The organism is Colwellia aquaemaris (assembly GCF_057548755.1).
This window is the reverse complement of the sequence record NZ_BAAJLV010000002.1, coordinates 302,024-315,593: the sequence shown is the minus strand read 5'-3', so window position 1 is coordinate 315,593 and position 13,570 is coordinate 302,024. Positions and strand designations below refer to the sequence as shown.

10 protein-coding genes are annotated in these 13,570 nt (G+C 39.7%); 1 reads left to right on the top strand and 9 read right to left on the bottom strand.

Translation table 11 applies throughout. The annotated features are described in order from the left end of the window. Positions 1-95: 95 nt before the first annotated feature. The 4 genes from AC27HL_RS07730 to guaB all read right to left on the bottom strand — a co-directional run bounded on the left by AC27HL_RS07730 (position 96) and on the right by guaB (position 6,348). Entirely contained in the window at positions 96-2,051 is a 1,956-nt protein-coding gene (locus AC27HL_RS07730; protein WP_487080368.1) for a RecQ family ATP-dependent DNA helicase, read from the bottom strand. Between the two features lie 153 nt (positions 2,052-2,204). After that, positions 2,205-2,816, bottom strand: coding sequence for a DVUA0089 family protein (locus AC27HL_RS07725; protein WP_487080366.1), 612 nt, complete (start codon positions 2,814-2,816; stop codon positions 2,205-2,207). 354 nt (positions 2,817-3,170) lie between these two features. Next, positions 3,171-4,748 (bottom strand): glutamine-hydrolyzing GMP synthase, encoded by a 1,578-nt coding sequence (gene guaA / locus AC27HL_RS07720; RefSeq protein ID WP_487080364.1) that lies wholly within the window; start codon positions 4,746-4,748, stop codon positions 3,171-3,173. Positions 4,749-4,875: 127 nt separating this feature from the next. Beyond that, positions 4,876-6,348: an IMP dehydrogenase gene (gene guaB / locus AC27HL_RS07715; protein ID WP_487080362.1), complete on the bottom strand. Its 1,473-nt coding sequence runs from the start codon at positions 6,346-6,348 to the stop codon at positions 4,876-4,878. 189 nt (positions 6,349-6,537) lie between these two features. Here guaB and xseA point away from each other — a divergent pair, with 189 nt between their 5' ends. Then, the gene (gene xseA, locus AC27HL_RS07710) at positions 6,538-7,884 is read left to right on the top strand and encodes an exodeoxyribonuclease VII large subunit (RefSeq protein ID WP_487080360.1); all 1,347 of its coding nucleotides are present in this window, start codon (positions 6,538-6,540) and stop codon (positions 7,882-7,884) included. Here xseA and AC27HL_RS07705 read toward each other — a convergent pair. The 5 genes from AC27HL_RS07705 to hisS all read right to left on the bottom strand — a co-directional run bounded on the left by AC27HL_RS07705 (position 7,868) and on the right by hisS (position 13,562). Beyond that, a complete protein-coding gene (locus AC27HL_RS07705; RefSeq protein WP_487080358.1) occupies positions 7,868-8,536 on the bottom strand; it encodes a flagellar brake protein in 669 nt (222 codons plus the stop codon). The two genes, xseA and AC27HL_RS07705, sit on opposite strands and share 17 nt — an antisense overlap. 265 nt (positions 8,537-8,801) lie before the next feature. Beyond that, positions 8,802-10,277 (bottom strand): ribosome biogenesis GTPase Der, encoded by a 1,476-nt coding sequence (gene der / locus AC27HL_RS07700; protein WP_487080356.1) that lies wholly within the window; start codon positions 10,275-10,277, stop codon positions 8,802-8,804. A gap of 142 nt (positions 10,278-10,419) precedes the next feature. Then, complete coding sequence (gene bamB / locus AC27HL_RS07695; RefSeq protein WP_487080354.1) at positions 10,420-11,628, bottom strand: outer membrane protein assembly factor BamB; 1,209 nt, start codon at positions 11,626-11,628, stop codon at positions 10,420-10,422. Positions 11,629-11,639: 11 nt separating this feature from the next. Beyond that, the gene (locus AC27HL_RS07690; protein ID WP_487080353.1) at positions 11,640-12,278 is read right to left on the bottom strand and encodes a YfgM family protein; all 639 of its coding nucleotides are present in this window, start codon (positions 12,276-12,278) and stop codon (positions 11,640-11,642) included. Between the two features lie 9 nt (positions 12,279-12,287). Continuing rightward, positions 12,288-13,562, bottom strand: coding sequence for a histidine--tRNA ligase (hisS, locus tag AC27HL_RS07685; RefSeq protein WP_487080351.1), 1,275 nt, complete (start codon positions 13,560-13,562; stop codon positions 12,288-12,290). Positions 13,563-13,570: the final 8 nt, after the last annotated feature.

The window sequence follows — 13,570 nt, the reverse complement described above, 5'->3', positions numbered from 1 at the left end:
AATTACGAAAGGCAGGTTGCCTAAGAGCGGCCATGCCCCCGCGCTATACCGTTCATCCTGAACATAAAGGCACTGATAAAGTGCCTTTTTTGATCTTATCTTAAAATACTTACCACCTGCGCTTTAATATCAGCGTAACGCATGTGCTGACACACGGCAAAGTAACTTAATTGACGTACTTTAGTGCGAGTAAATAGCGGCACACTCATGCCGGATAAAAACCGACAAATAGTGTCGATAGATAAACCTTTGGGCAATGTGGTTGCGGTAGCTTTTAAGCTCGAAAAGTGCTGCTGTATTTGTCCAATCGCCAGTGCAATGGTTTCTGCACTAACCGCCTGTTGCTCATTTGAATACGGTAATATTGCCACTTGCCCTCGGCATACAGAGCAATGCCCACATTGCAGCGGCGCATGTTGATCGTCAAAATAGTATGACAATTGCCTAGTCAAACATTGTTCGCTTTGAAAAAACTGTACTAGCCTATTTATACGTCCTATTTCAGCTTGCTCTTTTTCCGCAAAATATTGAAATAGTTGCTCTACTAAATTGGCATTGTCTAACATCAGCATATTGACACTAAATACCTCAGTGGCCTTTTTCGTTTCCAAAACAATATGCTGTTGCTCGGCTAAATACTCTAATGCCGAAACAATGCGTTTTCTTGGCGCTTGGAAACGCGTGTGCATCACATCAAAGTCAGGCTCGCCCCACACTTTTTTCATTTTAGCGCTTTGAAATATATGTTGTAAAAATTCAGCACGCTCACCATCAAAGCTATTAATAATTTGCTCTTTGGATGTCAAAAATTTAAATTTAAAGTCAGCAAAATAACTAAATTTAGCGGTAATAATTCCCATCAACTCTAGTTGAACCAGTAAAGTTTTTAAAGGTAATTGCTTAATATTACTGGCGTTAGACAAAGCCAGTACTTGCAGCTCCCATTGGCCATCTTGCACTTCATTGCGAATATTTTGCAATACATAATCAATGCTAGTGCACTCTGGCGTGTCGGCATAAACAAAGTTCTCTACGGTGTGAATTCCATCAAGGTTTGCTAACGTAAAACAAGCAGAGTGTTGCTTATCTCTGCCCGCACGACCTATTTCTTGACTATAGTTCTCGATTGATTTGGGTAAGTCATAATGAATAACAAAACGAATATCTGATTTATCTATGCCCATACCAAACGCAATAGTCGCAACAACAATACGGGTATTTCCTTGCATAAAGTCTTGTTGGATTTTTTTTCTGACCTCATCTTTAAAACCCGCATGATAAGCCTGAGCTTGTAGCCCTTGTAGCTGCAAAAACTCTGCAACTTTTTCTGCACTTTGTTGCAAAGTAACGTAAACAATACCGCTACCATTATTTTGCTTAATAATATTTAGCAGGACACTATTTTTTTGTTCATCGGTAACAGGTAATACAGACAGGTCCAAGTTACTGCGATAAAACCCCGTTTGCACTATATGTTTAGGCGCAATGGCAAATTTATTCGCCATATCTTGCTTAACTTGCTTGGTAGCCGTTGCCGTTAAAAGCAGCACCAAAGGAATATTTAACTCTTGTCGATATCGAGGCAATTTTAAATAGTCAGGCCGGAAATTATGACCCCATTCAGAAATACAATGCGCTTCGTCTACGACCAACATTGAGATGGCTATCGACTCTATAAATTGCCGGAAGCGTTCATTCTTAAAACGCTCCACCGACACCATTAATATTTTTATTTTTCCAGAACGAACATCTCGAATAATTTGCTGGCTTTGCTCAAACGATAAGGTAGAGTCGATACTAGCAGCTGGTATGCCTTTGGCGTGCAAAAACGCTAACTGATCCTTCATTAAAGCCAACAATGGTGATACCACAAGCGTTAAATGCGGTAAATTAATTGCCGCTAATTGATAGCAAAGAGACTTACCGGCTCCGGTTGGAAATATTGCAAGGGAAGAATCACCATTAAGCAACTGAGTAACAGTTTGCTCTTGCCCGGCTCTAAAGGTGTCAAAACCAAAATGAGATTTTAAGGAGTGTTGTAACATCGACATGCTGTACTCAAATATTCAATATCTGAGCCTAGTTTACTTTATTAGCATAGATACAACACTAACTTCGGCAACAAGCCCTGGCTCGAACGCATTACCAATGACGAAAATAGAAGCCTTGCTCAATGGCAAGGCTTCTATGTATTCACAATATTACTACTTTTTTGTTTTACGGCGAACTGCTAACCCAAATATTACCGCACCAAACAATGCTATTGACGCTGGCTCAGGAACACTAACATCAGGAGTAACATTTAATCCTAAGCCAGTTACGTTAACTAAATCATTACCTGAAATATCAAAAGCGTATTGAGAGCTTCTGCCATTATAATTAGACTGCCCAGAATTACTCCAATTTCCGGTAAATAAGTCTCCAGAAACAAAGTCGCTATTATACTGAGTTAAAACCGCAGTATATGAGCCAATATTCAACGCCTGAGAAATTAATGAGTCGTATGAATTCCCACTTGTTGCTGAAACAGTACTTGAGCCATCATCATCACTGGTAATTAGGGCACCTAGTGAGTCAAATAAGAATAACTGAGTGTCAAAGCCACCATCGGCAATAACCGTTCCCGCTAAATTAACACCACCGGCGTAACTCCAGGTAACTAAATTTACATTGGTGTTATCAGCTGTTACATCAAATGAGATATAATAACGTGCGTCATTATCATCAAAATCACCGGTAAAGGATGATGTAATTAAGCCTGCATTGGCAGTTGTAGAAAGTGCAAATGCTAAAGCGACAGCAAATATTTTTTTCATTATTATTCCTTTAAAAATTATTAGTTTGGCACGTGCCGATGCCATGCAAAGCAAAAATCCAGCCAAAACAAAATATCAATATAAATCAAAAAGTTAACTTACCGCAAAAATTCTACATATGTACAATGTAAAACAAACTGACAATTTACCTTTAAAATACAAAATGTTATAAAGAAATTATTCTAAGCTTTGAACAAAAAAACCTCATTACTTTCCAGTAATGAGGTTTTTAATAAATATTGATAGATTGCCATAACTTGAATATAGACAGCTATAAAATGTATTTTTAATTGGTAGCTAGTTTAGCAATAACTCATAATATAAGAGCTGTAGGCTAAATCTATCTGTGTAGAATTATTCCCATTCAATCGTTGCTGGCGGTTTACCAGAAATATCGTAAACTACACGAGAAATACCATCAATTTCATTGATAATACGGTTAGACACTAACCCTAAGAAATCATACGGTAAATGTGCCCAATGCGCCGTCATAAAATCAATTGTTTCAACAGCCCGCAAACTCACTACCCAGTCATATTTACGTCCATCACCCATAACACCAACCGAGCGTACAGGTAAGAAAACGGTAAATGCTTGGCTAACTTTATTGTATAAATCATGCTTATGTAGTTCTTCAATAAAAATGTGATCTGCACGGCGTAATAAGTCAGCATACTCTTTCTTCACTTCACCAAGAATACGCACACCTAAGCCAGGACCTGGAAACGGGTGGCGATAAAGCATGTCGTACGGTAAGCCAAGCTCTAAACCAATTTTACGTACTTCATCTTTAAATAATTCACGTAAAGGTTCAACTAAACCAAGCTCCATATCCTCCGGTAGGCCACCAACATTGTGGTGTGACTTAATAACATGAGCTTTACCCGTAGCAGATGCAGCTGACTCAATTACATCTGGGTAGATCGTACCTTGTGCTAACCATTTAGCATTAGTTAATTTACCGGCTTCTTCATCAAAAATTTCAACAAAAACATTGCCAATAATTTTACGTTTTTTCTCTGGATCATTTTCATCAGCAAGGCGATCTAAGAAGCGATTCTCAGCATCTACATGAATAATATTTAAGCCAAAATGATCACCAAACATATCCATTACTTGCTTACCTTCATTAAGTCGAAGTAAGCCGTTATCAACAAATACACAGGTTAGCTTGTCACCAATAGCACGATGTAAAAGCATTGCCACAACTGATGAATCAACACCACCTGAAAGACCAAGCACAACTTCGTCGTCGCCCACTTGTGCTTTCATTTTCGCAATAGCGTCTTCGATAATAGATGCTGATGTCCAAAGTTTTTCACATTGGCAAATATCAACAATAAAGTGCTCAAGAATACGCATACCTTGCTTAGTGTGAGTCACTTCAGGGTGAAATTGTACGCCGTAAAAATTCTTCTCTTCATTTGCCATTGCCGCATATTTGCAGCTAGGTGTTTGCGCAACAGCGGTAAAGCCTTCAGGAATAGCCGACACTTTATCGCCATGACTCATCCAAACATCTAGTAAAGCATTACCATTTTCGCCAACGCTATCTTCAATGGCATTAAATAGTGCCGATTTAGCAATAACTTCAACTGCAGCGTAACCAAATTCTTTATGTTCTGAGCTCTCAACGGCGCCACCTAACTGCTCGGCCATGGTTTGCATGCCGTAACAAATACCTAATACTGGCACGCCCGCATTAAATACAAACTCAGGTGCTCTTGGTGAGTCGTTTTCAGTCACTGACTCAGGGCCACCCGCTAAAATAATACCGGTTGGGTTAAAGCCTTTAATTTGCTCTTCTGTAACATCCCATGCCCAAAGTTCACAGTAAACGCCTATTTCACGCACGCGACGAGCGATTAGCTGCGTATATTGTGAACCAAAATCTAAAATTAGTATGCGGTGATCATGAATGTCTTTACTCATGTGTTTTGTTCCTAATAATATGTCTATTTAATAATGAACAGGCTGAGCCACCATATTTATAGCTCAGCCTGTTGTAAAATTTCTAATTTTTTAAAAAATAAATGGAATAATTTAAAGTTATTTCAGATTAGCCCATTCGATAATTAGGCGCTTCTTTAGTGATGGTAACGTCATGTACATGAGATTCTCCCATCCCCGCAGAAGTTATTTTCATAAACTCTGGTTTAGTGCGCATTTCTTCAATAGTCGCTGAACCGGTTAACCCCATCGAAGAGCGTAAACCGCCCATTTGCTGATGAATAATTGCTGCTACTGGCCCTTTATAAGCAACACGACCTTCAATACCTTCAGGTACCAACTTGTCAGCTTCACCATCTGATTTTTGGAAATAGCGATCACTAGAGCCTTCTTTTTGACTCATAGCACCTAACGAGCCCATACCACGGTATGACTTGTAGTATCGGCCTTGATAAAGTTCAACTTCACCCGGTGACTCTTCGGTCCCTGCAAACATGCTGCCTACCATGACACAATGCGCACCTGCCACAAGTGCTTTAGCAATATCTCCTGAAAAACGAATGCCGCCATCAGCAATAACTGGAATATCAGTATCTTTAAGCGCTTCTACAGCATTTGAGATAGCCGTTAGTTGCGGTACCCCAACACCTGTGACGATTCGCGTAGTACAAATAGAGCCTGGACCAATACCCACTTTAACCGCGTCAACACCAACATCAGCTAGTGCTTTAGCGCCTGCACCGGTTGCAACATTACCGGCAATAATTTGTAATTCTGGATACTTAGCACGGGTTTCCGCAACACGGTCAATAACCCCCTGCGAATGACCATGTGAGGTGTCAATAAGTAACACATCCACACCCGCGGCTACTAACGCATCAATACGTTCATCAGTTCCTGCACCAACACCAACAGCAGCACCAACCCGTAAGCGGCCTAGCTCATCTTTACAAGCATTAGGCTTACTTTCTGCCTTTTGATAATCCTTTACTGTGATCAACCCTTTTAGGGTAAAGGCATCGTCAACCATTAAGATTTTTTCAATGCGATGCTCATGCATTAAACTAAGAATTTCTTCGCGAGAGGCCCCTTCTTTAACCGTCACTAACTTTTCTTTTTTGGTCATTAATGCCGATACTGGCTTCGTTAAGTCCGTCTCAAAGCGTAAGTCACGACCAGTAATAATACCAACAAGCTTATTGCCTTTATCTACAACTGGAAAGCCAGAAAAACCTACATCGTCAGCTAAACGCATAGTATTTTCAATGCTAGCATCAGGGTTAACAGTTACTGGATCGGAAACAATACCGCTTTCATATTTTTTAACTTGAGAAACATTTTTTGCTTGTTCAGCAATTGTCATATTTTTGTGAATAAAACCAACACCACCTTCTTGTGCTAAGGTAATAGCTAAACGTGCTTCTGTTACTGTGTCCATAGACGCAGAAATCATAGGTACGTTTAAATTAATCTTTCGAGTTAATTTTGTTTTTAAATCGGCAGTATGAGGAAGTACCTTAGAATGAGCAGGTACCAGTAAAACATCGTCAAACGTTAACGCTTCTTGGGCAATTCTTAGCATCGCAACATCTCTCTAAAATGAGTGGTTAGGGAGGAAATATTGCGGCAGAATTTTAACCGTTTTCATCGCCAAGGTAAACTTAAAATTGTAATAAAGTGAAAATAAACTGTCGAAGATTGCCGAAACAAATATATAATACTTAGCAATTACTCCGTTATTACGCCTAAACAAGTAAAAAGTAAAACATTTATGGCTCAACAGCATATTCTACAAGTAAGTGAACTAACAAAAAAAGTACGTTTTATTCTAGAAAGTGAGATAAATACGGTCTGGTTATGTGGCGAAATATCTAATTTTGTTGCTGCTAGCTCTGGACATTGGTATTTATCCTTGAAAGATCAAAAGTCACAAGTTCGCTGTGCAATGTTTAAAGGCAATAATCGCCGAGTTAGACATAAACCTGCCAATGGTCAGCAAGTACTCGTGCGGGCAAAAGTATCTTTATACGAGCCAAGAGGTGATTTCCAACTGATAATTGAGCAAATGGAACCAGCCGGTGAAGGCTTATTACGCCAGCAATACCAACAATTAAAAAATAAATTACACAGCGAAGGTTTATTTGACCCACAATACAAACAACAAATACCTAGCATCATAAAACGTATTGGTATTATTACTTCACCAACCGGGGCCGCTGTTAAAGATATTCTGTCGGTATTAAAACGAAGAAATCCGTTATTACAGGTGGTTATTTACCCCGCCATAGTACAAGGTGAGCAAGCCAAGTTCGATATCTCACAAGCAATTCAGCTAGCCAATGAGCGTAATGAAGTTGATGTGCTAATAATAGGCCGTGGCGGCGGCTCTTTAGAAGATTTATGGGCGTTTAATGAAGAGCTTGTGGCGCGCAGTATTTTTAAATCACATATTCCAACCATTAGTGCTGTTGGTCACGAAATAGATACGGCTTTATCAGATTATGTTGCTGATATTAGAGCAGCAACCCCTTCGGCGGCTGCAGAATTAGTGTCAACAGATTTTGAAGAGATTACAAATACGCTTAAAACACTAAATCAGCGCTTAAACCATGCGATTAAACAAAAGTTAAAACTTGCAAAGCAGCAATTGTCGGTTACTCAACATAGATTAAAACAAGTAAACCCTGAGCAGCAATTACAGAGCAAGCAACAAAAATGTGATCAATTAGAGCTGCGTTTACAGCAAACCATTAATAGAGAAATGCTTCGCTTTAAACAACAACCGCAATATTTACAGCAACGCTTACTGCAAACTTCGCAAGCAATACAGATAGCACAAAAACATACTTATTCAGCACAACTTGAACAACGGCTGACAGCCGCTCAACAAAGGTTAATCAAAGGCAAAACCGAGCGCTTTGCGTCAGTATGTGAACAGCTAAACTTAGTTAGCCCACTTGCCACTATTGCTCGTGGTTATAGTGTTGTTCGTAGTAACCAAGGAAGCATAATTAAACAAATAGCTAGCGTAAAAACTAATGAGTTATTAAATATCGAAGTTAGCGACGGTATTATCAGCGCTAAAGTTACGGCAACTATAGCTAATGAGGAGATATAACCGCTTGCTGTAATAGTTTTGTCACTTCAACTTTACTTGACTCACTAAACTTTACACCAAGAGAAATGCCATCAGTCTGCATTTTACTGTTACATATTTCCGCATCAAGTTTTAGGTTTTTCAATTCTTGAAAATCTTCAATAGTCACTTCTAAAGGTTGGTCGGCAGTTAATGTTAATTGCTCACCATTATTTACTAACAGCTGGCATCCAGTTACTGAAATGTCAGAAATAACAGCACTCCAATACTCATCTTTAACTTTCACCTTGGCTTTAATATATGTCTCAATTCGCATTGATGAACGCAAATTTTGCAAACTAACTTCCCGAGGAAACTCTAAAACAATCAGACGTGAAGGAATTTGAATGGTTTGTTTTACATTCGACACAAACGCCACAACGGCACCTTCATGTCCTTCAATTAAACCACGTACGGTAACTCCTAAGCCTTGAGTAATATATTGCGAAAAATTACCTAACTTTGAGCTATCAGGAAACTGTACTAAAACATAGTTTTTCGGTGAATAACCAATAAAAGTAGAGCGAAACTTGCCGCGCTGACCCGCGGGTGTTGCCATATCTAGCGTTACAACCGCGCCAGGATTTAGTAATGCCAAATTTCGATTAAGTCGACTCACGGTATCAAATTGCATTGTCTGACAAAACATCCTTGAAAAATTACAGAAAACTATCTAGGTAGATATTTATAATAGCATTTTCACATTAACGAAAACATGAATTTAAATCAATATTCTACGCCCATTTTTCCATAAACAGAGAGCTATCATACATTAAAAAACACATTTCATAATTCAAAGCACTAATATCACGATACCATGGTACCTTGACCTACCTTAAATTTTGGCCATAAAAAAGGCCGATACTGGCATCGACCTTTACTATTAAAAAAATTTAGTTTTAATCTTTTTTATAGCCCTGTGTTGCTCGCGCTAATTTTTTCTGTTCGGTATAGGTAAGTTTTTTCTTACCCGCAAATGGATTAGAGGTTTCTCTAAACTCAATTCTTATCGGCGTGCCCATTATTTTTAATGACTTACGGTAGTAATTCATTAAATAGCGCTTATATGAAAGCGGTAAGTTTTTCGCCAAATTACCATGGATAACGATAATAGGCGGATTATACCCCCCTGCATGAGCATATTTTAACTTAATGCGACGACCTTGGTGCATAGGCGGCTGATGATCAAATACCGCCATATCTAAGATTTTAGTTACCATAGACGTTGATATTCGCTTAGTAGCAGACATAAAAGCTTCTTCTACTGATTCATATAAGTGACCAACACCTGTACCATGCAGCGCCGAAATAAAATGTATACGAGCAAAATCGATAAAACCTAAACGACGATCAAGCTCTGATTTAATACGTTCTTTAACATGTTCATCTAGTCCGTCCCACTTGTTTACCGCCAACACTAACGAACGACCAGCTTCTAAAATAAAGCCAAGTAAACTTAAATCTTGATCGCTAATCCCCTCTTGTGCGTCAATAACCAATAGACAAACGTTAGCATCTTCTATTGCCCGTAATGTTTTAATTACTGAAAACTTTTCAACAACATCTGTAACATTTTTACGACGACGAATACCGGCCGTATCAATTAACGTATAAGGTCGGCCGTTATGCTCCATTGGAATATAAACACTATCACGTGTTGTACCTGGCATATCGTAAACAACCACTCTATCTTCACCAAGAATTCGATTAGTTAAAGTTGACTTACCAACATTAGGCTTACCGATAATCGCTAACTTAATAGTGTCAGTTTCTTCTGGCGCTTGTGCAATATTAGCTTCATCTAACGCTTCATTATCAAGCTCTTTTTCATAGTCACCGTCAAACTCATCATTTTCAGCAGCTTTAGGTTGACCAAGTGCCTCAATATGCGGTGTTAATGCCAAGGTTAATAATTGCGTAACGCCGCGGCCATGAGCAGCTGCGATTTGGTGTACAGCATCCCCTAAGCCCAGAGAGTAGAAATCGGCAGCCGCTGAATCGGCATCAATCCCATCGACTTTGTTAGCAACTAAAAATACTTTTTTGTCTTGCTTACGTAAATGAGCGGCAATACCTTGATCTGCTGCGGTTAAACCAGCTCGCGCATCCACCATAAATAACACAGCATCAGCTTCATCAATCGCAATTAATGACTGCTCAGCCATTAGGGCGTCAATACCTTTCTCATCGCCTTCAATACCGCCAGTATCAATAACAATAAACGGATGCTCTTCGACTTCTGCTTTACCATATTGGCGATCACGGGTTAAGCCTGGGTAATCAGCTACTAATGCATCTCTACTGCGGGTTAATCGATTAAATAATGTTGATTTTCCGACATTCGGACGACCAACAAGTGCTACTACAGGAAGCATGTTCACCTCAAATTTCATCTCACCAAGAATATATTCTCTTGGATTTATTAATAAACAACGGCTCCAGTGCGCTTTGCACTGGAGCCGTTTATAATTCTAGTCTATCCCTTTAGTTATACAATGAACTAAGCGATAGGCTATTTTATTCTGGAATGGTGATCGCTTCTAAGTCACCGTCTCGCGACTGACTATATAGAACACCATTTACAACGGTTGGTGTCGCAAAAATGCCGCTACTATCAACATTATGACGAGCAACAATTTCACCTGTTTCTTGGTCTAACCAATGTAAATAGCCTTCAAAATCACCAACTACAACATAATCACCAATAACAGCAGGTCCAGTAACGCCACGATTAGTCAACGCAAGTTGGCTCCACAATTCTAAACCATCGTTACGATCAACCGCGTACACATGGCCTTTCACATCAGTAACAAAAATACTATTTCCACTGATGGCTATTTGACGAAATGATGAATACTGACGTTGCCATAACACTCGTCCTGAACGAAGTTCAATTGCACTTAAATTGCCGCGAGAAGATACGGTGTAAATATTTTCACCGTAAACTAATGGCGTAGAATCGACATCAATTACCCGCTCTAATTCTGTAGAGCCTGTAGCTTCACCAATATCTACCGTCCAACCTTGACGCCCCTGCTCAAGTAGATACACGGATAAAGAGCCATCAGCCGCACCAACTATAACTCCGCCTGCAGCGATGACTGGAGCACTAATACCACGCAAAGTTAAAGGCGGAACATCTTGCTCAATTTGCCATTCATCTTGACCATTTGAGGCGTTGAATGCTTTCATCACCCCAGAAGCGGAATTTACAACCAACTTACCAGAATCTAGTGCTGGTGCAGCTATCACTTCACCTTTGACTTTCCCCCGCCAAGATAATTGGCCAGTTTCAGCTTCTAGTGCAATAACTTCGCCATTTTCACTACCAAAAAAGACTTTATTGATACCAGCAACTGGGCCACCACTTAATAATGCAGATTGTTTGTCATCAAAAAAGCCACGTTGATTTTCAATATCACTTAAATCAGCATGCCAAACACGTTCGCCCGTGTTTTCATCAAAAGCATACGCATCGCCTTCGCGACTAGCACTGAAGACTTTATTATACGCAACAATAGGCTTAATGCGTGAAAAGTAATCACCGACACCATCACCAACACTAACATCCCACTTTACCACGGGTTGGAATCGTTCAGTAATTTCCGTTAGCTCTGCTACTTTTAATTCTTCATTTTCATCATCGGTTGATGAACAGGCAGAAATCCCTACAGATAACACTACAATAGCAAGGAGATGTTTGATAAAGCGCTTACGATTAAACATGCTTATACTCTCTATTTGCTAAGATTAATAACTTGCGCTAAATCATCTAACTTCATTTGTAGTGAAGGGTTACTACCGTCATCAGCACCATCAATTGCTGCTTGGTAGGCATTTCTTGCTAACTCAGTTTTGCCTTGTTTGAAATAAATATCACCTTTAATTTCATCTACACCGGCATTAAACGATGTTGGTAATTTAGCTGATAATGTTGTCAAAGCCTGTTCATATTTTTCTAACTGAAGCTGTACACGCGCCAAACGTAAAGTAGCTACAGCCTTGATGCTATCATCAACCGACTTAGCAATTGCTGTAGACAAATAATTTTCAGCCGCTGCCCAGTCTTGTTTCTCAGCTGCCTCTTTCGCTAATGCAATTGCTGTTAGCATGGTGTAACTAGAACTTTCATGCTCAGCGATAAAGGCTTTACCTGCCGCTTCAAATGACGCACTGTCTTTTTCCGCAGCTTCCAGCATTACTTGATACGCTTCAGAGGTATTCAATTCTTGTTGTAGCTTGTGCTCTTGATAATAATTAAGACCAATAAAGCCTGCAAAACCAATAGCTAAACCGGCAATGATTGCATTACCGTTATCTTTCCAAAAATTTTTGATGGCTTCTACTTGTTGTTCTTCTGTTTGATGTATATCCAAAACTAACCCTTAAAGTAAATTTGTTAATAAGCTTGGCACTTGCTCAAGTGGCAAACTTTGTTGTTCTTGTTGTCCGCGTAAATATTTTACGGTTACCGTGTTATTAGCAATTTCATCTTCCCCAAGAATCAATGCTATTTGGGCACCTGATTTATCCGCGCGCTTCATTTGTTTTTTCATATTGCCGCCACCGCAGTGGCATTGAATGCGAATATCAGTAACCTGATCTCGCCATTGCTCCGCTAAGCGATTCGCTTTTAGTTCAACATCTTCGCCAAGCATAATAACGTAAGCGTCAACCTGTGCTCTAACATTGTTTGCTTTTTCTAGGCTAGTTAACATTAGCACTAAACGTTCAATACCTAGCGCAAAACCAAAGCCAGGAGTAGACTTACCACCTAGTTGCTCCACTAAACCATCATAACGTCCACCAGCGCAAACCGTACCTTGTGCACCTAGACTCTCTGTCACCCATTCAAATACAGTGCGATTATAGTAATCTAAGCCGCGTACCAAGCGGTCATTAATTACATACTTAACACCTGCGGCATCTAAACGCTTACAAACAGAAGCAAAGTGCGCACTCGATTCTTCACCAAAATAATCGGCTAATTTGGGTGCGTCAACTAATGCAGCCTGTACATCAGGGTTTTTACTATCCAACACTCGCAATGGATTAGTCAACATTCGACGCTTGCTATCTTCATCTAAGAATTCTTCTTTCTCAGTCAAAAATGCCACTAATGCATCACGATATTGTGCACGTTCTTCATTTGAACCTAACGAGTTCAACTCTAGTGTGACAAATTCATTGATGCCAAGTTCCCGCCATAATCGAGAAGTTAGCAAAATCACTTCGGCATCTATATCAGGAGTCGCTATACCAAAAGCTTCTAAGCCAAATTGGTGAAATTGACGATAGCGACCTTTTTGCGGGCGTTCATGACGAAACATCGGCCCCATATACCATAAACGCTGCTCTTGATTGTATAACAAACCATGTTGGTTACCTGCACGAACACAGCTTGCAGTGCCTTCGGGGCGTAAGGTTAAGCTATCACCATTACGGTCGTCAAAGGTGTACATTTCTTTTTCGACAATATCAGTAACTTCACCAATAGAGCGTTTAAACAAAGCAGTAGATTCGACAATGGGCATACGTATTTCAGCAAAACCATAATTACTTGCTACTCGGCGCAACACGGCTTCAACCATTTGCCAAATACCCGTATCAGAGGGTAAACAATCGTTCATGCCTCTAATTGCTTGAATTGCTTTACTCACGTATTCCT